The organism is Bradyrhizobium sp. CCBAU 51753 (assembly GCF_015291565.1).
GTDB lineage: Bacteria > Pseudomonadota > Alphaproteobacteria > Rhizobiales > Xanthobacteraceae > Bradyrhizobium > Bradyrhizobium ivorense.
In genome coordinates, this window is sequence record NZ_CP030037.1 from 4,454,434 (window position 1) to 4,481,428 (window position 26,995).

A 26,995-nucleotide genomic window follows, 5' to 3' on the forward strand; every position below is an offset into this window, starting at 1 on the left:
GGTAACCGGTGCGGAACCTGAATTCGGCGAGACGCCGTGCCAATAGCAGAAATCCATGCCTGATGCGACACTGAGAGAGCGTGTGACCAGCCTTTTGACCGCGTCCGGGCGGAGCGATGTTCCCCCGTTCATGGTAATGGACGTGATGGCGGCCGCGGCGCGAATCGAGGCCGCCGGCGGTCACGTCATCCACATGGAGGTCGGCCAACCTGCCGCAGGCGCGCCGCAGCCGGCGATCGCGGCGGCGCAGGCCGCGCTGCAGGACGGGCGGATCGACTACACCTCGGCGCTCGGCATTCCCTCGCTGCGTGAGCGCATCGCGCGGCATTATCGCGAGACCTATGGCTGCACGGTCGCGTCCGACACGATCGTCGTCACCACGGGTTCGTCGGGCGGCTTCATCCTGGCGTTCCTTGCGATGTTCGAACCGGGCGATCGGGTCGCGGTGACCGTGCCGGGCTATCCGCCGTACCGGCACATCCTGACCGCGCTCGGCTGCGAGCCGGTGCTGATCGAGACTTCTGGCGACACCCGCCATGCGCTGACCGGCGAGGCGCTGCTTGCGGCGCACCGCAAGGCGCTGCTGAAGGGCGTGCTGGTCGGCAGTCCCGCCAACCCGACCGGCACCATGATGTCGCGCGAGGCGCTGTCGAGCCTGATGGCCGCCGCCGACAGCGCCGGCATCCGCTTCATCTCCGACGAGATCTATCACGGGCTCGACTACGCATTCCCCGCGGTGACCGCGGCCGAATTGTCGCCGCAGGCGCTGGTGATCAACTCGTTCTCGAAATACTTCTGCATGACCGGCTGGCGCGTCGGCTGGATGGTGGTGCCCGAGGTCCTGGTGCGGCCGATCGAGCGGTTGCAGCAGAACCTCTCCATCTCGGTGCCGACGCTGTCGCAGATCGCGGCCGAGGCCGCGTTCGAGGGCCGTGAGGAGATGGAAGCGATCAAGCGCGGTTATCAGGAGAACCGCCGCATCCTTATCGAAGGCCTGCCGAAGGCAGGCCTGACGAAATTTTTACCGGCTGACGGCGCGTTCTATCTCTATGCCGACGTCTCCGCCTTCACCTCCGACAGCTTCGCGTTCGCCAACGAGATGCTGGAGAAGGCGCATGTCGCGGCGACGCCGGGCGTCGATTTCGATCCGATCCACGGCCGCGCCTTCATCCGCTTCTCCTACGCGCGCTCGGCCGCGGAGATGCAGGAAGCGGTTGCGCGGATCGCGCATTGGCTTAAATAGCCGCCATCTTCACGAGCCATCCCGGAGTTCATCTTGTCAGTGCAATCGGTTTCGCAGCCCGCCGCCGCGCGGCATTTTCCTCTCGCGTCCGTGCTGTGGCCCGAACAGGCCGGCGAGGCCTCCGGCGCCCTGCGCGCGCTCGTGCTGGTCGTGCTCGGCACTGCGCTGATGACCTTGTCGGCGAAGGTCAACCTGCCGCTGCCCTATGTGCCGATCACGCTGCAGACGCTGGCGGTGCTGATGATCGGCGCCACCTACGGCTGGCGGCTTGGTAGCGCGACCATGATCGCCTATCTCGCCGAGGGCGCACTCGGCATGCCCGTGTTTGCCGGTCCGGTCGGGGGTCTCGCACCGCTGCTCGGGCCGACCGCAGGCTATCTGTTTGGATTCGTTCTGGCCGCGTTCGTCACCGGCTTTCTCGCCGAACGCAGCTGGGACCGCAGCGCGACCTGGCTGTTTGTGGCGATGGCGATCGGCCACGCCGTCATCTTCGCGGCGGGCTTCGGCTGGCTCGCCTTCGGCACCGGGCTCGGCGTCGGGAAGGCCTGGCTGGTCGGCGTCGTGCCGTTCATGGCCGCGACCCTGGTCAAGAATGCGCTGGGTGCCGCGCTGGTGCGGGCCGCCCGGCGGCTGGCGGATCGCCGCGGCTAAGCGGCAGGCATCCACAGTTCCATTTGACTTGCGCAGCCAAGTTGATCTTGGCTGTTCCCATCATTTCTGAGGGGGAGTGACACATGGCAACGACGTCAGTTGCCACGGGCGCGCCGGCGGCTGCCGCCGCCAAGCCGTGGTATAAAGTTCTCTACGTCCAGGTCCTGATCGCCATCGTGCTCGGCGCATTGGTCGGCTGGCTGTGGCCGAACCTTGCCACCAACGAATGGATCAAGGCGCTCGGCGACGGCTTCATCAAGTTGATCAAGATGGTGATCGCGCCGATCATCTTCTGCACCGTCGTGTCCGGCATCGCGCATATCCAGGACGCCAAGAAGGTCGGCCGCATCGGCGTCAAGGCGCTGGTCTATTTCGAGGTCGTCTCGACCTTCGCGCTGGTGATCGGGCTGATCGTCGGCAATCTGATCAAGCCCGGCGCGGGCTTCGGCAACGCGGCGGCGAATGCCCAGGCGGTCGCCGGCTACGCCAAGCAGGCCGAGGCGCAGAAGAGCGTCGACTTCGTGCTGCACATCATCCCCGATACCGTGGTCGGCGCATTCGCGCAAGGCGAGATCCTGCAGGTGCTGCTGTTCTCTGTGCTGTTCGGCTTCGCCATCATGAGCCTCGGCGAACGCGGCCACACCATCCGTTCGTTTATCGACGATGCGGCGCATGCCGTATTCGGCGTGATCTCGATCGTGATGCGCGCCGCGCCGATTGGCGCGTTCGGCGCGATGGCCTACACCATCGGCAAGTTCGGCACCGGCGCGATCCTCAATCTGGTCGGCTTGATCGCGACCTTCTATTTGACCGCCGCGCTGTTCGTGTTCGTGGTGCTCGGCATCATCGCGCGGATGGCCGGGTTCTCGATCTTCAAGTTCCTGGCCTACATCAAGGACGAGCTCTTGATCGTGCTCGGCACCTCGTCCTCCGAAAGCGCGCTGCCATCGCTGATGGAGAAGCTCGAGCGGCTCGGCTGCTCCAAATCGGTGGTCGGCCTCGTGGTGCCGACGGGCTATTCGTTCAACCTCGACGGCACCAACATCTACATGACCTTGGCGACGCTGTTCATCGCCCAGGCGCTCGGCTACGACCTCTCGTTCAGCCAGCAGCTCACGATCCTGGTGGTGGCGATGCTGACCTCGAAAGGGGCGTCCGGCATCACCGGCGCGGGCTTCATCACGCTGGCGGCGACGCTTGCGGTGGTCGATCCGCGGCTGGTGCCGGGCATGGCGATCGTGCTCGGCATCGACAAGTTCATGAGCGAGTGCCGCGCGCTGACCAATCTGTGCGGTAACGGCGTCGCCTGCGTGATCGTCGCCTGGTGGGAGGGCGAGCTCGACCGCGGCAAGCTCAACGCCAATCTCGCCAGGCAGATCGATCCGACCGACATGGAGACGGCGCTCACGACGGATTAGAGCATGATCCGGAAAAGTGTGAAGCGGTTTTCCGAAAAGATCATGCTCAATAGAGGTTAGAACCGATCGATGCGATACGGCGAGGTGTCCACTGCGGGGGCCTCGCCGTTCATCATTTCAGCGAGCAGTTTCCCAGTGGCGGGGCCGAGCGTAAAGCCCTGGTGACCGTGGCCGAAATTCACCCACAGGCCGCGATGCGTCGGGACCGGCCCGAGCACCGGCAGCATGTCGATCGAGCAGGGGCGGGTGCCGAACCACGGCTCGGGCTCGACGCGGCTCCCGATGTCGAGCAGGCCGCGCGCGGCGGCTTCGGCGTGGCCGAGCTGAATCGGCGTCGCAGGAGCGTCCGGACTGGTCAGCTCCGCGCCGGTGGTGATGCGGATTCCCTTTGCCATCGGCGCCATCGCGTAACCCATCGCGGTATCCACCAGCGGCAGGTCGAGCGAGCGGCCGCCTTGATAGTGCATGTGGTAGCCGCGCTTGCGCACCAGCGGAATCCGGTAGCCGAATTTTTGCAGCAGATCGGGTGACCACGGCCCGAGCGTGACCACGACATGCGCGGCGTCGATCCGCCCGGAGGCGGTGTCGACGGACCAGCCCGATGTGGTTTCGGTCAGCGTCTGCGCATCGCCGCGCAGCAGCGTGCCGCCGAGACGTTCGAACAATCCGGCATAGGCCGAGACGAGACCGCCGGGATCCGACACAGTCCAGGGCTCGAGCCAGTGAATGGCGCCGGGCAGGTCGTCGCGCAGGATCGGTTCGGCCTTTGCAAGCTCGCTGCCGTCAAGCACGCGAAACTTCACGCCGAAGTCGCGCTGGTTCTCTTCAGCGATCGCAGTCGCCGCCGCCAGCGTGGCCGGATCGCGGTACAGGATGCGAAAGCCGGCGCGGCGGATCAGGTTGTCGGCATGGGCCTCGCGGATCAGCGTGTCGTGCTCCGCCGTGGCGTGGGCGATCAGGCGTGCCCAGGCAAGCGTGGCTTCGCGGTGCCGCTCGGGTGTCGAGTGCCACCAATAGCGCAGCAGCGGACCGGCATGCTGCGGCAGCGATGCCAGCCGATAGCGGACGTCGTTGGTGCGGCCCATCGCGATCCGCGCCAGCGTGGCAAAATCGCGCGGCATCGGATAGGGCCGCACGGCCTCGCTCTGAATGATCCCGGCGTTGCCGTAGCTGGTTTCCCGGCCAGGCTCCCTTCGGTCGACCAAGGTCACCGACCAGCCGCGGCGCTGCAGGTGTAGCGCCGTGCCGACGCCCACCATGCCGCCGCCAAGTACGATTGCGCTTTGCATTGAAGCTGTTCTCTCCGGCGTCTGATGCGCGGTTCACCAATAAAAACGCCCGGCTTGCACCGGGCGCTTTTAACTCATGGAAGGGTCAGTTGCCGCCGCCGAAGCGGCGCGACCACCAGCCCTTGCGGGTGGGAGCCTCGGTCGCGGCGGCCGGCTCGGGCTCGGCGCGCGGGGCGGGGGCCGGGGGCGGCTCCTCGGCCGGGCTCTGCACCAGCGCGGGCGCCGGCGTCTCCGCCTGTGGGCTCGAGCTGAAGCTGACCTTCTCGCGCACGGTTGACCGACGCCGGGCGGCGCGGTCGGTTTCCGCCGGCGCGTCCTCGGTCACGGCCGCGGCCGCTTCAACGACCTCGGGCGCAGGCGCGGCGACAGCCTCGGCCGGCTCGATCTCGGCCGGCCGCAGCTCGACCGGCACGGCAACTTCCTCGGGCACCACCAGCACGGGGGCCGGCTGCAACATGCCCTCGAAGTCGGCGACCGCATCGGCAGCCTCCGGCGTCGGGGCCGGGCTCAGCTCGTCGGAGATCGATCCCGCAAGACCTTCATCGGCTCCGCCACCGCCACGCCGGCGGCGGCCGCCACGACGTCCGCGGCGGCGCGGGCGACGCTCGCCATTGGCGGCCTGGTCGCCGCCCGCAAAGCCTTGCTGCTCGTCGCCCTCTTCATCGTCGCCTTCGCTGTCCTCGGTCGCGACTGCCTCGCCGCCCTCGGGCAGCACATGCATGAGGTCGCCGTCCTCGCGCGGCGGCTGGGCGGACTCGCGCGCCTCGCGGTCACCGCCGCGGCCGCGCCGCCGGCGCCGCCGCTTGCGGCGCTGACCGTCGCCTTCGCCCTCGGCAGCGGCTTCCTCGCCGGCCGCCTGGTCGTCGGCGAGGCCCTCGGTCTCATCGGTCTCGACCTCGGCCTCGTACTCGAACGATTCCTCGTCGTCGTCGGCCTCTTCGGCCTGCGCCGGCGCGGCTGCGGCCTGCGCCGCCAGCAGCGCTTTCGCGGCCTCGAGCGTATGCACCTGCTCACCGCGGTCGATGATGTAGGACTGCGTGCCGTGCACGGTGGCATCGGCGACGATCGAGAGCTGCACCTTGAAGGAGTCCTCGAGGTCGCGCAGATGGCCGCGCTTGTGATTGAGCACATAGAGCGCGACGTCGGTGCGGGTGCGCACCACCAGATTGTGGGTCGCGCCCTTCATCAGGATTTCCTCGATGCCGCGCAAGAGCTGCAGCGCCACCGACGAGACCGAGCGGACGTGACCCGAGCCGCCGCACTGCGGGCAGGGCTCGGTCGAGCTCTCCAGCACGCTGGCGCGGATGCGCTGGCGCGACATTTCCAACAGGCCGAAATGCGAGATGCGGCCGACCTGGATCCGCGCGCGGTCCTGGCGCAGGCAGTCGGACAGCTTGCGCTCGACCGCGCGGTTGTTGCGCTTCTCGTCCATGTCGATGAAGTCGATGACGATCAGGCCGGCGAGGTCGCGCAGGCGGAGCTGGCGGGCGACTTCCTCGGCCGCCTCCAGATTGGTCTTGAGCGCAGTGTCCTCGATATGGTGCTCGCGGGTGGCGCGCCCCGAGTTGACGTCGATCGAGACCAGCGCCTCGGTCTGGTTGATCACGATGTAGCCGCCGGAGCGCAACTGCACGGTCGGCGAGAACATCGCGTCGAGCTGGCTTTCGACGCCCATCCGCGAGAACAGCGGCTGGCCGTCGCCGTAGAGCTTTACCGCGCGCACATTCGCCGGCATCAGCATCTTCATGAAGTCGCGGGCTTCGCGGTAGCCGGCATCGCCCGCCACCTGGATCTCGTCGATCTCCTTGTTATAGAGGTCGCGCAGCGAGCGCTTGATCAGCGAGCCTTCCTCGTAGACCAGGGTCGGCGCCTGCGACTTCAGCGTCAGGTCGCGCACCGTCTCCCACATCCGGATCAGGTACTCGAAGTCGCGCTTGATCTCCGGCTTGCTGCGGGAGGCGCCGGCGGTGCGCAGGATGATGCCCATGCCCTCGGGCACGTCGAGGTCCTGCACCACTTCCTTGAGCCGCGAACGGTCCTGGGCGGAGGTGATCTTGCGGCTGATGCCGCCGCCGCGCGCGGTGTTGGGCATCAGCACCGCGTAGCGGCCGGCGAGCGACAGATAGGTGGTCAGCGCAGCGCCCTTGTTGCCGCGCTCTTCCTTGACGACCTGCACCAGCATGACCTGCCGGCGCTTGATCACTTCCTGGATCTTGTACTGGCGGCGCGGGCGGAACGGACGCTCAGGAACCTCCTCCAGCACGTCGTCGCCGCCGACGGACTCGACGACGTCTTCCTCGGCCTCTTCGCCGTCGTCCTCATCTTCGTCGTCGGCTTCGTCGCCGTTTTCGCTCGGCGCCGCGCCGGCATCCGCGGAGGCGGCTTCGGCAGATCCGGCGGGCTCGGCGACGGCGAGGCCGTCGTCGCTGGCAGCGTGATGTTCATCCGTGGCAGCAAGCTGCACGTCGTCGGCGTGCGCAGCGTTTTCCTCGGCCTGTTCCTCATAAACCCGCTCGGGCTCATGATTGACCTCGACGGGCTCGGCCGGCTCCGGCGCGGCCGACGCAGCGGAGGCCTCGATCACCGCGACGACCGGGTCGGGCTGGACGTCGGTATCCGGCGCCGCGCTCACTTCGTGGGCGTGCTCGTGATCGTGTTCATGATCATCGTCATGGTGATGATGATGGTGGTCGTCGTGATGCTCATGGTCTTGGGCAGGATCTTGGGCTTGCGCATGTTCGTGCGCCTCATGCTCATGACCCTCGTGGGCGGCCACGTCGTGATCGTGGGGCTCGGCCGCGATCGGCTGCTCGAGCGCCTCGTGAGCTTGCGCCTGCGGGTCGGTGGCAGCCTCGACCACCTCGCTCTGGACGCGGTCGCCATGGCCGCGGCGGCGGGCATTGCGATGGCGGGAGCGGCGGCGATGACCGCGGTTCTCGTGCTCTTCCTCGGCCTCGCGATGCGCGCGCTCGTCGGCCTCAATCAGCGCCTGACGGTCGGCGACCGGGATCTGATAGTAGTCGGGATGAATTTCGCTGAAGGCCAGGAAGCCGTGGCGATTGCCGCCATATTCGATGAAGGCGGCCTGCAGCGACGGCTCTACGCGCGTGACCTTGGCGAGATAAATGTTGCCGCGCAGTTGCTTGCGCTGGGCGGTCTCGAAATCAAACTCTTCGACTCGATTGCCACGGACCACGACGACCCGGGTCTCTTCCGGGTGGGTGGCATCGATCAACATCTTGTTGGGCATTTTGCAGCTCTTGACGGCGGCGGGCGCGGTTCATGGCGCGCGCAAACTGCGCCGCCCGGTGACGCGACGGTCCACCTGATTCGGGGGTGAGGGGAAGGCCAAAACGCGTCTGGCGGCGCAGAGCCGGGCGGGAACCCACCGGGATGATGCGACGGGCGAAGCTTTCACCTCGCGTCAGCGCGATCGTCTCGGCGATCCTGGTCGGCAATACAGTCTGGCGCATTAAGCGTCGGCCCGTCTAAACATGGTGGCGGCGAGAAATACCGCCGTATCTTTTGCTGAAAGCTTCGGCGCGGCGCCGAAGCGCCTGCCGGCCATCGCATATCGAGGCCCCAAGGGGTCCGGATAATCGTTTGTGCCGGTTCTCAAACCGTCCCTCGGGCGAGAGTGCCTGGGACCGGACGCCGCTCGGGCTCGAAACCGCCACTCCATGTCAGCCGCGCGCGGCGCTGGCTGTGGAGGGGCCGGAAAAACACGGCGGGATCTTCTGGATCGAAGGTTCCACCGCTGCACCGGGAGGCTGAACGCGACACAACCGGGAGTACTAGCCGTCAGCATCCCGTACATACGTTGATTGGCTGCCGCGTGCAAGGGAAGCGTCGGGAGCGTCGCGGGGCGGCAACACTCGATCCTTTTCGTGCGTCCGTCATTAGCGTGCGATTAACCGTGTGGTTTTAATGCGGTAAGAGGCTGCCAAGGAGGCTCGAATCGGTGGCAATTCGCGCAAATCGCCGTGTTTTGCTGGGGAGCGCGCTATTGTGCGCTGCAGCATTGGTGTTTGCCGAAGCAGGTCGCCTGACCGCCGCCGAGGGGCAGCAGAACGCTCAGCCGGCCCCGGCCTCGAATTTCCCGGTCGCATCCGACGCGCGTCTCGCCGGTGACGGCAAACAGACCCGATTCATCCTCGATCTGGACCGTAAGATCGAGTTCCGCGCCTTTCCGCTGGCCGACCCGTATCGCGTCGTGGTCGATATCCCGCAGGTCAATTTCCAGCTCGCTTCCGGCACCGGCTCGAACGGGCGAGGGCTGGTGAAGGCATTCCGCTACGGCCTCGTGATGCCTGGCGGCTCCAGAATCGTGTTCGATCTGACCGGACCGGCAAAGATCGCCAGCTCCTATGTGCTCGACGCCGCCAACGGCCAGCCGCCGCGGCTGGTGCTGGAATTCGAGGAGGTCGATCGCACCAGCTTCACGCAGTCGCTTGCGCCTGAGGCCCGGCCCGAACTGAAGCCCGCGCTTGCCGAGGGCAATGTCGTCGTCCCGCCGGTCACGACGGCGGCGCGGCCGCCGGTTACCGATCCCCGCCCGCTGATCGTGATCGATCCCGGTCATGGCGGCATCGACAACGGCACCCAGTCCGGCGGCGAGCTGGAGAAGAACCTGGTGCTCGGATTCGGTCTCGCTTTGCGCGACCGGATCGAGAAATCCGGCAAATACCGCGTGGTCATGACGCGGACCGACGACACCTTCATCCCGCTGAACGACCGGGTGAAGCTGGCGCGCAACCAGTCGGCGGCGCTGTTCGTCTCGATCCACGCCGACGCGCTGCCGCGCCGCGAGGGCGATGCCCAGGGCGCCACCATCTACACGCTGTCGGACAAGGCCTCCGACGCCGAAGCCGAGCGGCTGGCCGACACCGAAAACAAGGCCGACGCCATCGGCGGCGTGAACCTGACCGACGAGCCGACCGAGGTCGCCGACATCCTGATCGACCTGGCGCAGCGCGAGACCAAGACCTTTTCCAACCGCTTCGCCCGGCTGCTCGTGGACGAGATGAAGACCACGGCGCGGATGCACAAGCATCCGCTGAAATCGGCGGGCTTCCGGGTGCTGAAGGCGCCCGACGTGCCCTCGGTCTTGGTGGAGCTCGGCTACGTCTCCAACAAGGGCGACCTCGAGCACCTCGTTTCCGAGAACTGGCGGAACAAGACGGTCGGCTCGATGGTCCAGGCGATCGACGCGTTCTTCGCCAAGCGGCTGGCAACTGCCGGATCGGCCAAATGAAATTGGCCGGCTGAAAAGCCCGCCGGCGTTGCCAGGAAGCCCTAGTTTGGCCACAGCGGCAACGGTATAGAAAAGGGGCGACAGGGTTCTTCGGAATCACCCACATTGTTCGGGCCCCTGGTTCGGGCCCTTGTATTTTGAGCGTGCGCAATAATGGCTCCGCCGGGGCCGTGGGGGTTGGTTGGCTTTCGCACTTTTGGACAGGCGCTTCGCAGAAGATTGAGCGCCGGAGGGGTAGGGACGGGACTTCGATGCGCCTGCTCGTGCGGTTCATGGGTTTCTTGTTCGCCGCCGGAACCGTGGTGTTTCTGGTTGGCGTCGCCGGGGTTGCCGGCGCGATCTGGCATTTCTCCAAGGATCTGCCGGACTACTCGCAGCTTCAGGACTATGAGCCGCCGGTGATGACCCGCGTGCACGCCTCCGACGGCGCGCTGCTCGGCGAGTACTCCAAGGAACGCCGGCTCTACCTGCCGATCCAGGCGGTGCCGAAGCTCGTGATCAACGCCTTCCTCGCCGCCGAGGACAAGAACTTCTACGAGCATGGCGGCATCGACTATCAGGGCATGGCGCGCGCTGCGATCCTCTACGCGCAGAACTACGGCTCCAACCGCCGCCCGCAGGGCGCGTCGACCATCACCCAGCAGGTCGCGAAGAATTTTCTGCTGACCAACGAGGTCTCGTTCTCGCGCAAGATCAAGGAAGCCTTGCTGGCGATGCGCATCGAGCGCGCCTACTCCAAGGACCGCATCCTCGAGCTCTACCTCAACGAGATCTATCTCGGCCTCGGCGCCTACGGCATCGCCGCCGCGTCGCTGGTCTATTTCGACAAGTCGGTGAACGAGCTCACCATCGCGGAAGCCTCCTATCTCGCCGCGCTGCCGAAGGCGCCGGCCGCGCTGCATCCGGTGCGCAACCGCGATCGCGCGATCGAGCGCCGCAACTACGTGATCGACCGCCTGCTGGAGAACGGCTGGATCAAGCAGGCCGACGCCGACAAGGCGCGCAAGGAAGCGCTCAACGTCACCAGCCGTTCGAATGGCGCGCACATCTTCGCCGGCGAATATTTCGCCGAGGAAGTCCGCCGCGACATTTTTGAGCGCTACGGCGAGAAGAAGCTCTATGAGGGCGGCCTGTCGGTCCGCACCACGCTCGACCCGAAGATCCAGGTGATGGCGCGCAAGACCATGGCGGCCGGTCTCGTCAACTATGACGAGGCGCAGGGCTGGCGCGGGCCGGTGCAGAAGCTTGCCATCGCCGGCGACTGGGGCGTCAAGCTCGCCGACGTGAAGTCGCTCTCCGACATCTCGCCGTGGCGGATGGCGGTGGTGCTGGAGACCAGCGACCAGTCGGCGCGGATCGGCTTCCAGCCGGGCCGCGAACTCGGCGGTGCGGTCAGCAAGGAACGGCAGACCGGCATCATCACCATGGACGGCGTGCGCTGGGCCAAATCCAAGGGCAAGGCGCCGACGGCGGTCGCGCAGGTGCTGCAGCCGGGCGACGTGATCTACGCCGACCCGCTGGTGAACAAGGACGGCAGCGCGGTCGAAGGTCAGTATCGGCTGCGGCAATTGCCGGAAGTGTCCGGCGCGATGGTGGTGATGGATCCATGGACCGGCCGCGTGCTCGCGATGGTCGGCGGCTTCTCGTTCGACCAGAGCCAGTTCAACCGCGCGACGCAGGCCTACCGGCAGCCCGGTTCGTCGTTCAAGCCGATCGTCTATTCGTCGGCGCTGGACAACGGTTACACGCCGTCGACCACCGTGATCGACGCGCCGATCGAGATCGATCAGGGGCAGGGCGCCGGTGTGTGGCGTCCGGAAAACTATTCGACCGGCAAATATTACGGCCCGACCACGCTGCGCAACGCGCTGCAGCGTTCGCTCAACACGGTGACGGTGCGGCTCGCGCAGGACATCGGCATGCCCTTGGTCGGCGAATACGCCAAGCGGTTCGGCGTCTATGACGAGTTGCCGAACTACCTGTCCTATGCGCTCGGCGCCGGCGAAACCACGGTCATGCGCATGGTGACGGCCTATTCGATGTTCGCCAATGGCGGCCGCCGGGTGAAGCCGACGCTGATCGACCGCATCCAAGACCGCTACGGCCACACCATCTTCAAGCACGACCAGCGCGAATGCCGCGGCTGCGACGCGCCCGGCGGCTGGAAGAACCAGTCCGAGCCGCAGCTCGTCGACCGCCGCGAACAGGTGCTCGACCCGATGACCGCCTACCAGATCACCGAGATGATGGAAGGCGTGGTCCAGCGCGGCACCGCCACCGTCGTCAAGGAGGTCGGCAAGCCGATCGCCGGCAAGACCGGCACCACCAACGACGAGAAAGACGTCTGGTTCATCGGCTTCTCGCCTGACATTGCCGTCGGCGTCTACATGGGCTTCGACAAGCCGCGCAACATGGGGCGCGCCGCGACCGGCGGTCACATTGCGGCGCCGATCGCGCGCGACTTCCTCAAGCTGGCGCTGGCCGACAAGCCGCCGACCCCGTTCAAGGTTCCGGCTGGCATCAAGCTGATCCGCGTCGATGCCAAGTCCGGCATGCGCGCAGGACCGGGCGAGGGCGGCAACACCATCCTCGAGGCCTTCAAGCCGGGCACCGCGCCGCCGGAGAACTACTCGGTGATCGGGGTCGCCGATGCCGATGGCCGCAGCCCGAGCCCGGGTCCGCAGCCGTCGCAAAGCCAGCAGCCTGAAGGCAGCAACGTTTTCCTGCGGCCTTTCGGTTTGTACTAGAGCTCCGTTCCGATGCCATCGGAAGGGAGCTCTAGATTGTTGTTTGGACGCGTTTTCTTCACGCAAAACCGGCATCCACTTCGCTGCAAAACGCTCTGGTAATTGTTCCGCCCAATGCCCGGGACAGCGCTGTCAATCCGATTGCGCTTTGCCGCGCCCGTCGCTACATCCCTCGGAACCTGTTTCCCCAACTCCTGAAAGATCATGCGCGCCGAAATCGAACGCCTTGTTGAAGAGATCAAGCAGTCAGTCGGGCTGCTGAGGAGGCATCTTTGACGTCGAACAATCGACGGCACGCCTCGCTGAGCTGAACAAGCTCGCTGAAGACTCCAATCTCTGGAACGATCCCCAGAAGGCCCAGCGGCTGATGCAGGAGCGCACCTCATTGGAGGACGCGCTCTCCGGCATCGGCAAGGTCGAGCGCGAGCTCGAGGACCAGATCGGCATGATCGAGCTCGGCGAGGCCGAGAACGACGCGGGCGTGGTCGCTGACGCCGAGAAGGCGCTGAAGGACCTGAAGAAGGAAGTCGCCCGGCGCGAGCTCGAAGCGCTGCTGTCGGGCGAGGCCGACAAGTTCGATTCCTATCTCGAGGTCCATGCCGGCGCCGGCGGCACCGAGAGCCAGGACTGGGCCCAGATGCTGCTTCGCATGTACACGCGCTGGGCCGAGAAGCACGGCTTTAAGATCGAGTATCTCGAAGAATCCCAGGGTGAAGAGGCGGGCATCAAGTCCGCGACGATCCAGATCTCCGGCCACAATGCCTATGGCTGGCTGAAGACCGAGGCCGGCGTGCACCGCCTGGTGCGGATCTCGCCGTTCGATTCCAACGCGCGGCGCCACACCTCGTTCTCGTCGGTGCAGATTTTCCCCGTGATCGACGACTCGATCAAGATCGAGATCAAGGAGAGCGACGTCCGCACCGACACGATGCGGTCGGGCGGCGCCGGCGGCCAGCACGTCAACAAGACCGAGTCGGCGGTGCGCCTGACGCACATTCCGACCGGCATCGCGGTGGTCTGCCAGGCCGGCCGCTCCCAGCACAAGAACCGGGCGCAGGCCTGGGACATGCTGCGCGCGCGGCTCTACGAGATCGAGCTGAAGAAGCGCGAGGAGCAGGCCGCCGCCGATCAGGCCGCCAAGACCGACATCGGCTGGGGCCACCAGATCCGCTCCTACGTGCTGCAGCCTTATCAGATGGTGAAGGATTTGCGCACTGGCGTGCAGACCTCCGATACGTCCGGTGTGCTGGACGGCGACCTCGACGAGTTCATGGCCGCGACCCTGGCGCAGCGTGCCTTCGGCACTGGGCCCGGCGCGGTCGAGGATGTGGATTAGCCCATGCAGCGTGTGGCCTTCATCGGACTGGGACGGATGGGCCACGGGATGGCCGGCCGCTACCTCGATGCCGGCTTCACGGTCACGGTGTGGAATCGCAGCAAGGCCAAGGCCGCCGATCTGATCGCGCGCGGCGCGCAATGGGCGACCTCGCCGGAGGACGCCGCGATCGACGCCGATGCCGTTGTCACCATGGTCGCCGACGATGAAGCGTCGCGCTCGGTCTGGCTGACCAGGGATGGCGCCGCCGCCACCATGAAGGCGGGCACGCTGGCGATCGAATGCTCGACGGTTTCCTATCAGCATGCGCTCGCGATGGCGCAGGAGTTGCGCAGCCGCGGCCTGGTCTACATCGATTGCCCCGTCACCGGGCTGCCGGAGGCGGCGGCCGCGGGCAAGCTGACGCTGCTGGTGGGCGCCGATCCGGCCGATCTCGAACGCGCGCAGCCATATCTGGCGCCGATCGGCAGCACGATCCGGCATTTCGGCGCGGTCGGCACCGGCACCGTGTTCAAGCTGATCAACAATCTGATCGGTGCGGTGCAGATCGCCAGCCTCGCCGAGGGCGTCGCGATCGCCGAGCAGGCCGGCCTCGACATGCAGTTGGTCGCCGAAGCGCTGGCGACCGGTGCGGTCGCGAGCCCGCAGGTGATCCGCCACAGCAGGCGGATGATCGACCGCGATTTCGCCGGCGCCTCCTTCACCGCGGCACTGCGCCACAAGGATGCCGAATACGCCGTCCGGCTCGCCGAGACGCTGCTGCCCGGCGTGCCCGTCAGCCGCGCCGCGCTCACGGCCTATGGCAAGGCGAAGGCGCATGCGCCCGACGCCGACGAAGGCCAGATGATCGAGATCATCTCCCGGCCGAAATAGGGCGCGCTGCTCTCGGAAATCGGGTGGCCACCGCCGCAGTGGCCGGCTAGTCATCTGCGCCCGCGCAGTTGAGAGCCCGCCATGCCTTCCGCCGACAACAGGATCGATCGCCGCGACTGGGCGCTGCTCGGGCTGCTCTCGGTGCTCTGGGGCGGCTCGTTCTTCTTCAACGGCGTGATCCTGCGCGAACTGCCGCCGCTGACGCTGGTGCTGCTGCGCGTGGCGCTCGGCGCCGGCCTCCTGCTGCCGCTGCTGCGGGCTCGTAACATCGCGTTCCCGAAGGGCGCGTCGGGATGGGCGCCGTTCTTCGCGATGGGCCTGTTCAACAACGTACTGCCGTTCTCGCTGATCGTGTTCGGGCAGACCTATATTCCGAGCGGGCTCGCCTCGATCCTCAATGCGACGACGCCGCTGTTCGCCGTCATCATCATGGCGGCAGCCGGCGAGGAGCGGCTGCAGGCGCGCCGCGTTGCGGGCGTGATCGTCGGCGTGATCGGGGTTGCGATCCTGCACGGCGATGCGCTGGGTTTCGAGAGCCGGCAGGGCCTCGGCATCCTGCTCTGTCTCGCCGGCGCTTTCAGCTACGGCATCGCTGCGCTGGTCGGGCGGCGGCTGCCGGTGCATGTGCCGCCGCTGGGCACGGCGGCGTTCCAGATGATGGCTTCTAGCGTGATGATGGCGGTGGTCGCGGCTGTCGTCGACCGGCCCTGGCTGCTGCCGATGCCGCACGCGACGACGTGGCTCGCGGTGCTCGGGCTGGCGGCGCTGTCGACGGCGCTGGCCTATATCGTGTTCTTTCAAATCCTGCAGCGCTCCGGAGCGACCAATGTGATGCTGGTGACGCTGCTGATTCCGGTCACCGCGATGCTGCTCGGCACGCTGGTGCTCGGCGAGCCGGTCGCGCTGCGCGAGGTGATCGGGGCGCTGGTGATCGCCGGTGCGCTGCTCGTAATCGACGGCCGCGTGCTGGCGGGGTTTAGCCGCGCGCCTGCTTCCACGCCGCATACCAGCCGGTGAAGCGGCCGCTGTCGCGCTCGCCGCCGTGCCAGGCGGCATACACCGTGCCGTCGTCGGCGACCAGCAACACCGCATCGAGCCCCTTGGAGCGGCGCAGGGTGTCGATCGCCTGCGCCGGCGTCTGCGCGATCGGCCCTGCGACATTGAACGAGGTGTTGACCGACATCTCGACGCCGATGCGGCGGCCGAGCGCCTTGAGGTAGGCATAGGTGAGGGGATCGTCGGCCTCGCGCACGATCTGGATGCGGCCGGTGCCGTCGGCATGCACCACGGCGGGAATCTTCTCGCGCGCCTCCGGCTTCGAATGCGCGGTCAGCACCATGTAGTTATAGGCATTGTAGTCGCCGTCAGAGGCGCCGTCCTCGAGCTCAAAATAGTCGCGCGCGGATTCAAGGGTCGCCATCGGTGCCAGCGGGCGGATCGCCTCGCGGTACTTGACCCGTTCGTTGAGCCGTTCGCGCACATGGGGATCGCAGGGATTGGCGAGGATCGAGCGATGCCCGAGCGCGCGCGGTCCGGTCTCCGCCGCGCCCTGGTAGATCGCGATCACGCCGCCCTGCGCCACCGCGAAGGCCATCAGGTCCGCGATCGCATCGCGGCCCTCTGGCGTCGAGACATAGCCGATCGCAGTCGACGCGACATCGTCGGCGCGAAGCGCCGCACTGATGTCGGCATGCGTCGGCGGCAGGCCGCAATAGAAGGCGTGCGACAGCGGCGCGCCGCGCGGGGCGCCGGCCATGTGCGCGAACAGCCAGGCGGCGCCGATCGGCACGCCGGGATCGCCGGGCACCGGCGGGATCCACATGTGCAGCCGGGTCTTGCGCTGCTGCGCGCGTTCGAACCACGCCTCGTCGAAATGCTCGAGCAGCCGCATGTTGCCGAGGGCGTTCAGCGCGACGCCGCCGGTCAGCACCAGGCGATCAGTGCCGGTGAGGCGCAGCAGATGATCGATGACATGGATCATCGCGTCCTCGAACACCAGCTGCGTCGCCGCCGCCTTGTCGAGCCGGTCCTTGGTGTCGGGGCGATGCTCGATGTCCTCGACGCGCAGCACCGCATCGGGATTCCACAGCTGGTCGGGCCGCAGCGGCGGGCCGAGAATATCGATCAGCGGCTGCTTGTAGGGATTGTCGCCGGGATCGGCATACCAGTTGGCCATCGCGCGGTTGAGCCGCACGGTGCCGTTGGGGCCGAGCTGCAGCACCGCCTTCAGCCGCACATAGTATGGATTGGTGGCGCGGTTCATGTCGCCCCAGGCCGCGGCGCCCATGTAGCGGCCCTCGCTGGACAGCCAGGTCCAGCCGCCCTGGCTCGACGACACTACGGTGTAGAAGGCGCCGAGCGAATCGAACAGGCTCTCGTTGCAATAGAGCTGCTTCATCTCGCCGTTCTCGGCGACGTAGAGCGAGATCGAGCCGACGTCGCCGGTGCCGTCGAGCACTGCGATCGCGACCTTCTCGCGGCTTTCCGCGAACGGCGATGCGGTGAACGAGTACCAGGCGTGATTGTCGTGATGCGGCATGCAGATCAGCGGCAGTTGCTCGCCGAGCCCGTACATCCGCCCGAGCTTGCGCGACAGCCGCCGCACCTGATCCAGCTGGCGCAGATTGATCGCGGGGGCGATCGGTGCGCGCAGCAGCTTGAGGCTGGGCGGCGCCTCCTCGAGCGAGGTGCGGATCAGCATCGCCAGCAGCGCCGGGTAATCCCAGGTGGTGACGAAGGCCGAGATGTCGCCGATGTCGCGGCCCATCCGCTGCAACACCTTGCGCATGTCGTCGAGCGCGTGCCGCGGAAACTCGTTGGTGTGCTTGTTGCCGGAGAAGCGCTCTTCCTCGTTGTTGACGATCAGGCGCGGCCCGTGCTGCTGCGACACCTCGACCAGCGCGACGCCGGTGTTGTGGGTGCCGGGGCAGGCGAGGCCGGCGATGTAGATGGTCTCGCCGCGCTGCAGCCGCGCGCGGATCTCGGCGACCTTCGCCTGCGCGAAATCGCCGCTGACCTTGTGCAGGCCGCGGCGCGCCAGCTGTGCCTCGCCGAGGCGGCGCGTGAGTTCATAGCCCCACGCCGCCAATCGCGGATGGCGCGGACCGATACGGATTTCCGGCTTAAGCAAACAGAACGCCTCGACTTAAGATCCCCCACCGGGCCTTCAAACACAAATCGCGCCAGGCAACAATGCCGTTTCGCGCAGCGGAAAAAGCCGATGCTTGCCAGCGCGTCGGTGACTTGCGAGACTTGCCGCCAAATCAACGACAAAAATCGGGAGAAAACGATGCCGGCTCGTATGGGATATATTGGCGCAGCGGTGGCGTTCGCAAGTGCCGCGCTGATCGCGAGCAGCGCTTTCGCGCAGAAGAAATACGATCCCGGCGCGACCGATAGCGAAATCAAGATCGGCAATATCATGCCCTACAGCGGCCCGGCCTCGTCCTACGGCGTGATCGGCAAGACCGAGGCCGCGTTCTTCAAGATGATCAATGATCAGGGCGGCATCGGCGGCCGCAAGATCGACTTCATCAGCTATGACGACGCCTATTCGCCGCCGAAGGCGATCGAGCAGGCGCGCAAGCTGGTCGAGAGCGACGAGGTGCTGTTGATCTTCCAGCCGCTCGGCACGCCCTCGAATTCGGCGATCATGAAATACATGAACGCCAAGAAGGTGCCGCAATTGTTCGTCGCCTCCGGCGGCACCAAGTTCGGCGATCCGAAGAATTTTCCGTGGACGATGGGCTTTCAGCCCAACTACCAGAGCGAGGGGCGGATCTACGCCAAATACATCCGCGACAAATTCCCCAACAGCAAGATCGCGGTGTTCTGGCAGAACGACGATGCCGGCAAGGACCAGTTCAAGGGCCTGAAGGACGGGCTCGGCGACAAGGTCAGCATGATCATCGCCGACAAGTCGTATGAGGTCAGCGATCCCTCGATCGATTCCCAGATCGTCGCGCTGCACGATTCCGGCGCCGACATCTTCTTCTCCTGGGCGGCGCCGAAGGGCTCGGCGCAGGCGATTCGCAAGGTCGGCGAGCTCGGCTGGAAACCGAAATTCTTTCTGGCCAACACCGCGACCTCGGTCGCCTCGGTGCTGAAGCCGGCCGGGCTCGAATATTCCAAGGGCATCATCTCGACGGCGTATCTCAAGGACCCGACTGATCCGACCTGGGACAAGGATCCGGCCGTAGTGAAGTGGCGCGCCTTCATGGACAAGTACTATCCCGACGGCGACAAGGCCAACGCCAACAATATCTACGGCTACGTGCAGGCCGAGGCGATGGCGCAGGTCTTGAAGCAGTGCGGCGACAATCTCACCCGCGACAACGTGATGAAGCAGGCCGCCAGCCTGAAGAATTTTCACTCCGACCTGATGCTGCCCGGCATCATGGTCAACACCTCGGCCGACGACTACTACCCGATCGAGCAGATGCAGCTGATGCGCTTCAACGGCGAGGCGTGGGAGCTGTTCGGCGATGTGATCACCGGCGAAGTGGGGCACGACGCGACAAGGTAGGGAACGTTGGCGCCGCCGTCGATCCCGTCATCCCGCGAAGGCTTCGTCTTTGCGCGGGGACGACGGTGGTCGGTCTGATTGAATTGTCAAACAGCTGGCTCGGTGTCATCACCCGCGAAGGCGGGTGATCCAATATTCCAGAGGCAGTTGTTATTCAGCCGAGGGGCCGCGGCGTACTGGATCGCCCGGTCGAGCCGGGCGATGACAGTTGTGGGGTGGGGACGCGGTGCTCAGCCCTTCGGGCTGCCCCGGAATGACGACGGAGGATGTTCGACCAGCAGCTTCTCCGGCTTCCGCGCGCGCAGCGCCATGCCGCCGGCGACGCCGACGCCGATCACGTAGATCCAGCCCTCGTGGAAATCGGCGAGATGCGAGTTGAACAGCGAGCTGGTGATGTTCTGGACCACGACGGCAAGCCCGATCCAGCTCGCGACGTCGCAGCCGTCGAACAGGCGGAGGTGGCTGTACCAGAGGGCGTAGAGCAGGACGATGCCGGCGAGGCCCCACTGGATCGCGACGTTGAGTGTTTGATTGTGCGGGTTGTTGACCACCTCGGCCTGCAGGCCGGTCTGGCCGACGGCATCCTGGGCGAACAGATGCCTGATCGCGCCGGTGCCGTGGCCGAGCAGCGGGGCCTCGGCAAAGAATTTTAGCGATTTGCGCCAGTAGGTCAGCCGCTGCGCGGTCGAGGCGATGGTGGACGTGTCCTGGGCGCGATACTCGATGCCGATATAGGCGATGCGCTGGCGCAGATAGGGCGAGGTGGCCCAGGCCAGCAGGCTCGCCACCGCGACCGCCGCGAACAGCGCCCGCGTGGCGCGCCGGCCGAGATGCAGGAACGCAAACAGCATCAAGAGCACCGGCATATAGACCAGCGCGGTGCGCGCCGAAGCGACGTAGAGCATGTTGGCGACGAACAGTGCGATCAGCGCGAGACAGCCGGCAGCGGCAGCACAGCGGCGCGCCCGCAGCGCGGTCCATGCCGGCAGCGCCAGCGCGAAGGCACACAGCGCAAACTCCTGGCTCTGGTCGATGTAGTTCTTCACCGGCACGCCGTCGGAGGCGGTGTGGGTGAGCTTCAACTCCGGCTGCGCCAGCACGATCCAGGACAGGATCATCATCAACGTGCACGAGATCAGGAACGCCCAAAACACCTGCGGCCCGCGTTGCGAGCGCTTGAAGTAGCCGAGCAGGAACGGCAGCAGCAGCAATTTGCCGAGCGGCTTGAGGCCGTAGAACCGCTCCGCCCAGCTCGCCTCCGACCACAAGAGGCCGAGCAGCGCGAGGGCGACCAGCGCCACCGGCAGCGCGCAGGCCGGCGTGGCGAGATCGAGCACGAACTGCTCCCAGTCGATGGTCGGGATCACGGCGATCAGCCAGAGCAGCAGGAACACGGTCAACGCCGTGGTGGACCACGGCAGCGCGGCCGCGGCGAGCACGATCAGCGTGTCGGTGACGCCGAGGTAGGCGGCCGAACCGGACCAGGTCCTGATCCGGTCGCGCCATCGCGGCGCCGGGCGGGCGGTGACGTCGGCGGTTGCGGACATATCCTACGTCACATGCCTTGCGTGGCGAGGCTGTCGAAGGCGGAGACCGCGGCCGCCGCCGGCCGGACTGGCGCCGGGCCTTCCGCCGGCGCGCGCGGCGCGAGCAGGTCGCGCGCCTGGCTCTCGTGGCCGAAGCGCGCGGCGAGTTTGGGGCGGCATGCGCGGATCCGCGCACGCCATTCGTCCTGCTGCGCCAGTACGCGCCTCACGGATGCGCAGATCGCCTCGGTCGAGAACGGATCGAAATAGTCGGCGAGCTCGCCCGCGACCTCGCGGAACACGGCGATATCCGAGCACAGCACCGGCGTGTTGGCCGCGAACGCCTCGATGATCGGGACCCCAAAACCTTCGGCGAGGCTCGGCATGATCAGGCCATGCGCGGACGCGATCAGGGCCGCCTTCTCGTGCTCCTCGACATAGCCGAAGAAGCGGACGTTTTTCGGCAGGTCAGGCATCTTGCTCATGTCGCCGGCATAGCCGATCACGACGAGATCGGCCTGCGGCAGCTTGCGGAAGGCGCGGATCACGATCGCAAGGTTCTTGCGCGGTTCGTTCGAGACGATCACCACAAAACTCGGCCGCGGCGGGGCGGCGGGAGTTGGCGCGACGGCGGGCTTAAGATCGAAGCGGGTGCGCGGATAGACGACGCGGGCCGGAATCTGCGCATATTGCGGCAGCAGGGCGCGGAAACGGCTCATGCTGTAGTTCGAGACGAAGGCGAGCTCGTCGGCCTGCCGCACGCTGGTGAACAGGCGCGACAGGAACAGCCGCGTCGCGATGTCGTCGAGCTTGAGATCGGTGATCGGCAACAGATCGTGGATCACGCAGATCACCTTGGCGCCAAGGTCGCGCCGGATCGCGACCCGCGTCGGCGTGTCGACGAGAATGACGTCGTAGCCGCGCGCGTCGATGCGCGGCGGCGGCAGCCGGGTCAGGGCCGAGGTGTCTTGATAGCTGTAGAAGCCGGGCTCGAGCCGGAAGTCGCCGAACAGTTCGAGATGGCGCAGGTCGGTCGGAATGTATTCGAGGCCCGCGGTGCGGTTCTCGATCAGCTTGACGGCTGAAGGCAGCAGGCCGAGCGAGCGCAGGAATGCGATGATGAACTCCAGCGAGGTCGCGGCGTTGAGCTTGTGACGGAACCAGTCGGCGGTGCGGCGCAGCCCGCCGCGCATGACCGGTGAATTCATGTCGGTCTGGTCGAGAAAACGGTACAGCGCGAGCAGCTCGATCAGCCGCGAATCCCGCGGCAGCAGCGGGGTCTTGTGCTGGCGGCGGCGCAGCTTGCGATAGCGGCGCGTGGTCTCGACCACGAGCGTCAGGGCATGGCCTTCGGCCGCCAATGAGCGGATCAATTCGCGGGTGAAATGGAAGATGCCGCGCTTGTGGTTGGGCTCGCCGAGCGCCTCGCTGACGACCAAAATCTTCTTCATGCGCGTTTCTCTCTGAGCTCGAGGTGATGCGGGACCGGCGTATCCAGTTGGGCGGTGCTGGCGATGCGGCCGTGGTCGAGATTGATGATGCTGCTGCAGGTGCGGCGCAGCAGTGCGTGGTCGTGCGAGGCGATGATCACGATCGCCGCGGTCTCGACCATCTTGAGCAGCCGCTGTTCGGCCTTGGCGGAAAAATTCTCGTCGACCACGCTGAGCCATTCGTCGAGCAGCAGGATGTCGGCCGGGAAGGCGGTCGCGGTCGCGAACAGCACGCGCATCAGCATGCCCGAGGAGAACATTCGCAGCGGCAGCCGCTGCATCCGCTCCTCGAGCTCGGTGAAAGCCCAGATCTCGTCCAGGAGTTTGGGCGTCGGCTTGCGGCCGCTGATTCTGAGCAGCAGGCTGATATTGTCGGCAGCGACGAAGTCGAGATTGACGCCGGCGCCGAGGCCGAGCAGCGGCACGATGTTGCCGCTGACCTCGCGCTGGCCGCCGGTCGGCGGGAACACGCCGGCGATCAGCCGCAGCAAGGTCGACTTGCCGGAGCCGTTCGGCCCGGCGAGCCCGATCCGTGCGCCGGCCCTGGCCTCGAGCGAGATGCGGTCGATGGCGCGGATGGTGCGCGTCTCGCTCGCCTCGCGCATCAGGCGGCCGAGCAGGCGGCGTTTCAGCGAGAAGTCGTAGGCGCCGTATAGCGGATAGTCGAGACAGACGTCGCGAAGGTTTATGCTGACCATGCCTAGATCCAGAACGCGGCCTTGCGCAGGCGGGCGATGGTCACGGTTGCCGCGACCGCGAGCGCGGCGAGGCAGCCCAGCACATAGATCAGGCTCGTCGTCGCGACCTGGCCGGTGGCGAGCGGATCGCGCCAGATCGCGAACAGGTGGGTCAGCGGATTGAGCCGCATCACCGTCGCGTTGCGGTCGATCATCTCTGGCGTCCAGATGATCGGCGAGGCCAGGAAGGCCAGCGTCAGCGATGACTCGATGATCGGCTTGATGTCGCGGTAGCGCGTCGCCAGCGCGCCGAGGACGAGACTGAGGGCCAGCGTGCAGACGATGAACAGTGCGAGGCCCGGAAGGGCGGCGAGCGCGCCGCCGAAATCCCTCGGCGTCAGCGCGAGCCAGAGCGCGAGCGGCACCGTGGCGTTGTGGAGCGCGAACAGCGCCTGGCGGAAGGTACATTGCAGCAGGAAGATCACCGGCGGCAGCGCGCGGTCCTTGATCAGGCTGGCGGAGTTCTGCAGCGCCGTGGTGGCGTCGAGCACGACGCCGTTGAGGAAGGTCCAGGCGGTGAGGCTCGCCGCCAGCATCGGCAGCCGCGCCACCGCGCTGGCATTGGAGAGATGGCCGATGACGGAGCCGAGCACCGCGACCATGATCGCCATCTGGATCGACATCCAGAACGGGCCGAGCAGCGAGCGGACGTAGCGGTGCCGCATGTCCGACCAGGCCAGCGCCGCCGCGATCTGGATCGCGGCGGCGAGGCCGGCCGTTTGGGGACGCAGGCCTGGGGCGGATGAGCCGGCGTCCTTTGCGGCAGCGTGTTCGGCGACCGCCGTGCGGTACACCGTCTCGATTGCGTCCTTGAAGGCCGTGGTCGAGTATTTGGTCACGGCGCGGTGGCGCGCGGCCTGACCCATGCGGCGGCGGCGGTCGGGATCGTTGATCAAGGTCTCGATGGCATCGGCGAGCGCTGCGGGATCGCCGGGCGGCACCGTGATCGCCTCGAGTCCGTTGCGCGCGACATGCGGCACGCCGGTGTCGAGCGCGGTGTTGACCACCGGGCGGCCCGCCGCCATCGCCTCGAGCTGCACCAGCCCAAAAGTCTCGGCATTGGTCACCGAGGGCAGCACGAAGACGTCAGCGATCCGCATCAGCTTGACGCGCTCGCTCTCCGCGATCGAGCCGAGCAGGCGGACGCGGTCCTGCAGGCCGTAGTCGCGGATCAACTGCTCGAGGTGCTCGCGCTCGCGGCCCTCGCCGACGATCCAGACCTCGAAATTGCGGCTATGCGCGGCGCGGACCAGCACGTCAAAACCCTTGTAGGGCACGAGGCGTCCGCAGGCGAGCACCAGGCGGCCGCGCGCATTGACCTCGGTGGGCGGTGCGGCCGGCCGGTCGTATTTCGCGACATCGATGCCGAACGGCACCGCGTGGCACTTGGCGGCAAATTCCTGCAGCAGCGGCGTGGTCTCGACCAGCACCGGATCGGAGACGATGATCGCCGAGGCGCGCCGCAAGGTTCGTCGCATCAAGGGTTCGACGAGGAAGCGCAGCGCCGCGTGCGAGACGATGTCGGCGTGCCAGTGCACCACCAGCGGACGCGAGCGGCCGAGCCCGAGCGCGAACACCAGGTCGGCGAGCGGGAAGGGCGCATGCAGCGCCAGCAGATCGTGCTCGGCGATGCGGCGCCACAGCCGCCACGGATAGGCCGGCGCGGCGGGCAGCGACAGCACGTCGCCGAACGAGCGCACGCGCTCGACCGCGACGTTGTTGACCACGATCCGCCGCTCGCCGGGTGCGCGCGAGCACACCAGCACGGCGGCGGCAAACGTATCCTTCAGCCCGGCGCAGATGTCGCGGATCACCGACAGCGTGCCGCCGAACAGATCGGGGTAGTAGACCTTGAAGATGTGGAGCACCGACGGGCGGCGGGCCGGCTCGTTGACAACGGTCATGGTGAGGCGGCTCCGCGTCAGGCGGCGAACAGGGCAACGACGAACGGCAGCGCCAGCGTCGCCAGGAACAGCAGCGAGCGCAGCACCACCGGCAGCACCGGCTCGATCGGGCCTTGCGGCGTGAAACGGAACGTGGGTGCGGCGAGCCGGCCGCGGGCCGAACGAGGAGACATTGCGTCGGATTCCCTGCTTGTGAATTCTGGATACGTGGGAAAATTTCACACGTCAACGGGGCCGGACTAAAAAGTGGGATTATGTCCCACGTGTGGCGGGGCTGAAGAATTTTGTGATCTCGATCGTCATCGCGAGGAGCGATAGCGACGAAGCAATCCATCGCTCCGCGCATGCGGCGGGGTGGATTGGCGTAACCCCACGTCGTCATGGCCAGGCTTGTCCCGGCCATCGACGTCTGCCTTCACGTCACAGTCAAAGACGTGGATGCCCGGGACAAGCCCGGGCATGACGACGAGAGGGGTTTCTGATGGTGTCAGGCCGGCTCGGCGGGCGTGCGCTCGGCGGGCTGCAGCAGCAATTGCCTGATCGCGGCGATGTCGAAGTGAATTCGCTCGGGCAGCATTGCCGCCGCCGGCCGCTGCAGGTCCCGCTCGATCACGACGCGCTTGCCGCCGTCCGGCGTCAGCGCGATCGAGATCGATTTCGCCTGCGGCTCCGTGCGGAGCCCGGCATGGGCGCGGCAGGCATATTCGCCGGAGCGCAGCGCGCCGAAACCGAAGGCGAGCAGCCGCCCGTAGATGTACAGCGCCACCAGGTCGGTGTCGTCGAAGCGGCGGGGCGAACCGGGGACCACGCCGGGCAGGCAGGGGTAGCCGCCCGCCATCACCGTCGACACGAAATCCTCGTAGGGAACCTGGGCGCGGCTGCAGGCTTCTGCGATCGCAACGTCGAATCGGATGGAGGTCATGTGACTTTCCGTGCCGGTGCCCACCGCCGCCGGGAACCGGCAAGCAGCATCGCTTGATGGCGCTGTGTTTCCGGCGGTGACAGTGTTTCCCATAAGTGGGAAAAAATCACACGTCAAGAGGGAGTGGGATTGTATCCCACGCCGCGCCCGTAGTAGAACGGCGCAATGGTTGCCAAAGCCCCGAAACCGAAAGCGGGATCGCCTCCGTCGATCGCCGCGGCGAAGCTGCACACGCCGCTGGCGCGGCTGCTGCGGCCGCTGGTCCGGCTTTGCATCCGCGGCGGCATGACGTTTCCGGCGCTGACCCAGCTGTTGCGCGAGCTCTATGTCAACGTCGCCGAGCACGATTTCGCGCTCGAAGGCAAGGAGCAGACCGACAGCCGCGTCAGCCTGTTGACCGGCATCCATCGCAAGGAGGTGGCGCGGCTGCGCGGCGCCGGCGCGCCGGTCAACGCGGTGCCGGCGACATTGTCGCGCACCAGCGCGATCATCGCGCGCTGGCTCGCCGCGCCTGAGTTCACCGACGCCAAGGGCGATCCGCTGCCGCTGCCGCGCACCGCCGAGGGCACGGCGCCGTCGTTCGAGGCGCTGGTGGAATCGATCACCAAGGACGTGCGGCCGCGCGCGGTGCTCGACGAATGGCTCGACCGCAAGCTCGTCACCATCAATGACGACGACGAGATCGTGCTGGTCGAGGAGGCCTTCGTGCCGCACGGCGACGACGATCGCAAATGGCACTATCTCGGCCGCAATCTGCATGACCATGTCGCGGCCGCCGAGGTCAACGTGTCATCGGCGTCCCCGCGCTTCCTCGAGCGCGCCGTGCATTATGACGGGCTGTCGGCGAAGCTGGCCAAGCGGCTCGAGGGCCGTTCGCGCGAGCTCGCGATGGACGCGCTCAAGGTCGCCAACCGCGAGGCCAACCGCGCGCTGGCCAAGGACAAGGGCGGCGATCATCGCTGGAATTTCGGTATCTACATCTATCGCGAGGGACCCGACGGCCCCGCTGATGATTCCGACGACGACAGCGGTGCGTCGTGAGTGGTCCCATTATTTCGCGCCGCGCGCTGCTCGCTGCGT

At 66.7% G+C, this 26,995-nt stretch carries 19 protein-coding genes; 10 read left to right on the forward strand and 9 right to left on the reverse strand.

The window, feature by feature from the left end; all coding sequences use genetic code 11:
- Positions 1 to 55: 55 nt before the first annotated feature.
- The 3 genes from XH93_RS20095 to XH93_RS20105 all read left to right on the forward strand — a co-directional run bounded on the left by XH93_RS20095 (position 56) and on the right by XH93_RS20105 (position 3,312).
- On the forward strand, positions 56 to 1,243 hold the full coding sequence (locus tag XH93_RS20095; protein WP_194474876.1) for a pyridoxal phosphate-dependent aminotransferase: 1,188 nt from the start codon (positions 56 to 58) through the stop codon (positions 1,241 to 1,243).
- A 93-nt stretch (positions 1,244 to 1,336) separates the two neighbouring features.
- Positions 1,337 to 1,894, forward strand: a complete 558-nt coding sequence (locus tag XH93_RS20100) for a biotin transporter BioY (RefSeq protein WP_194475245.1) — start codon at positions 1,337 to 1,339, stop codon at positions 1,892 to 1,894.
- Positions 1,895 to 1,977: 83 nt separating this feature from the next.
- A complete protein-coding gene (locus tag XH93_RS20105) occupies positions 1,978 to 3,312 on the forward strand; it encodes a dicarboxylate/amino acid:cation symporter (RefSeq protein WP_139483980.1) in 1,335 nt (444 codons plus the stop codon).
- Between the two features lie 56 nt (positions 3,313 to 3,368).
- Here the strand turns inward: XH93_RS20105 and XH93_RS20110 are convergent, their stop codons facing one another.
- A complete protein-coding gene (locus tag XH93_RS20110) occupies positions 3,369 to 4,601 on the reverse strand; it encodes an FAD-binding oxidoreductase (protein ID WP_194474877.1) in 1,233 nt (410 codons plus the stop codon).
- An 85-nt stretch (positions 4,602 to 4,686) separates the two neighbouring features.
- Positions 4,687 to 7,851: a ribonuclease E/G gene (locus tag XH93_RS20115; protein ID WP_194474878.1), complete on the reverse strand. Its 3,165-nt coding sequence runs from the start codon at positions 7,849 to 7,851 to the stop codon at positions 4,687 to 4,689.
- A 711-nt stretch (positions 7,852 to 8,562) separates the two neighbouring features.
- On the opposite strand from XH93_RS20115, the gene XH93_RS20120 reads away from it, so the two are divergent.
- The 5 genes from XH93_RS20120 to XH93_RS20140 all read left to right on the forward strand — a co-directional run bounded on the left by XH93_RS20120 (position 8,563) and on the right by XH93_RS20140 (position 15,828).
- On the forward strand, positions 8,563 to 9,855 hold the full coding sequence (locus XH93_RS20120; protein WP_194474879.1) for an N-acetylmuramoyl-L-alanine amidase: 1,293 nt from the start codon (positions 8,563 to 8,565) through the stop codon (positions 9,853 to 9,855).
- Positions 9,856 to 10,106: 251 nt separating this feature from the next.
- The gene (locus tag XH93_RS20125; protein ID WP_194474880.1) at positions 10,107 to 12,602 is read left to right on the forward strand and encodes a penicillin-binding protein 1A; all 2,496 of its coding nucleotides are present in this window, start codon (positions 10,107 to 10,109) and stop codon (positions 12,600 to 12,602) included.
- A gap of 204 nt (positions 12,603 to 12,806) precedes the next feature.
- Positions 12,807 to 13,938 (forward strand): peptide chain release factor 2 gene (prfB, locus tag XH93_RS20130; RefSeq protein WP_194474881.1). Its coding sequence is split into 2 segments (ribosomal slippage): positions 12,807 to 12,875 and positions 12,877 to 13,938, totalling 1,131 coding nucleotides; the frame shifts between segments, so codons are not numbered across the junction.
- Between the two features lie 3 nt (positions 13,939 to 13,941).
- Positions 13,942 to 14,811 carry an NAD(P)-dependent oxidoreductase gene (locus tag XH93_RS20135; protein ID WP_194474882.1) on the forward strand — a complete coding sequence of 290 codons (870 nt, stop codon included), beginning with the start codon at positions 13,942 to 13,944 and terminating at the stop codon, positions 14,809 to 14,811.
- An 81-nt stretch (positions 14,812 to 14,892) separates the two neighbouring features.
- A complete protein-coding gene (locus XH93_RS20140; RefSeq protein ID WP_194474883.1) occupies positions 14,893 to 15,828 on the forward strand; it encodes a DMT family transporter in 936 nt (311 codons plus the stop codon).
- On the opposite strand, the gene XH93_RS20145 is transcribed toward XH93_RS20140, so the two are convergent.
- Entirely contained in the window at positions 15,788 to 17,941 is a 2,154-nt protein-coding gene (locus XH93_RS20145; protein ID WP_194474884.1) for a carbamoyltransferase C-terminal domain-containing protein, read from the reverse strand. The genes XH93_RS20140 and XH93_RS20145 overlap by 41 nt on opposite strands.
- A gap of 171 nt (positions 17,942 to 18,112) precedes the next feature.
- Between XH93_RS20145 and XH93_RS20150 the strand changes: the two genes are divergently transcribed.
- Positions 18,113 to 19,336 carry an ABC transporter substrate-binding protein gene (locus XH93_RS20150; RefSeq protein ID WP_371815117.1) on the forward strand — a complete coding sequence of 408 codons (1,224 nt, stop codon included), beginning with the start codon at positions 18,113 to 18,115 and terminating at the stop codon, positions 19,334 to 19,336.
- 230 nt (positions 19,337 to 19,566) lie between these two features.
- Here the strand turns inward: XH93_RS20150 and XH93_RS20155 are convergent, their stop codons facing one another.
- The 6 genes from XH93_RS20155 to XH93_RS20180 form a co-directional block, all read right to left on the reverse strand.
- Entirely contained in the window at positions 19,567 to 20,883 is a 1,317-nt protein-coding gene (locus XH93_RS20155) for an O-antigen ligase (protein ID WP_194474886.1), read from the reverse strand.
- Positions 20,884 to 20,891: 8 nt separating this feature from the next.
- Positions 20,892 to 22,313 carry a glycosyltransferase family 1 protein gene (locus tag XH93_RS20160; RefSeq protein WP_194474887.1) on the reverse strand — a complete coding sequence of 474 codons (1,422 nt, stop codon included), beginning with the start codon at positions 22,311 to 22,313 and terminating at the stop codon, positions 20,892 to 20,894.
- Positions 22,310 to 23,050, reverse strand: a complete 741-nt coding sequence (locus XH93_RS20165; protein WP_194474888.1) for an ABC transporter ATP-binding protein — start codon at positions 23,048 to 23,050, stop codon at positions 22,310 to 22,312. The genes XH93_RS20160 and XH93_RS20165 overlap by 4 nt, the downstream gene beginning before the upstream one ends.
- Before the next feature lie 2 nt (positions 23,051 to 23,052).
- Entirely contained in the window at positions 23,053 to 24,993 is a 1,941-nt protein-coding gene (locus XH93_RS20170) for a glycosyltransferase (RefSeq protein WP_194474889.1), read from the reverse strand.
- Between the two features lie 17 nt (positions 24,994 to 25,010).
- Complete coding sequence (locus XH93_RS20175) at positions 25,011 to 25,166, reverse strand: hypothetical protein (protein WP_194475559.1); 156 nt, start codon at positions 25,164 to 25,166, stop codon at positions 25,011 to 25,013.
- A gap of 314 nt (positions 25,167 to 25,480) precedes the next feature.
- The gene (locus XH93_RS20180; RefSeq protein WP_194474890.1) at positions 25,481 to 25,915 is read right to left on the reverse strand and encodes a hypothetical protein; all 435 of its coding nucleotides are present in this window, start codon (positions 25,913 to 25,915) and stop codon (positions 25,481 to 25,483) included.
- A 165-nt stretch (positions 25,916 to 26,080) separates the two neighbouring features.
- Between XH93_RS20180 and XH93_RS20185 the strand changes: the two genes are divergently transcribed.
- A complete protein-coding gene (locus tag XH93_RS20185; protein WP_194474891.1) occupies positions 26,081 to 26,956 on the forward strand; it encodes a DUF6502 family protein in 876 nt (291 codons plus the stop codon).
- Positions 26,957 to 26,995 lie beyond the last annotated feature (39 nt).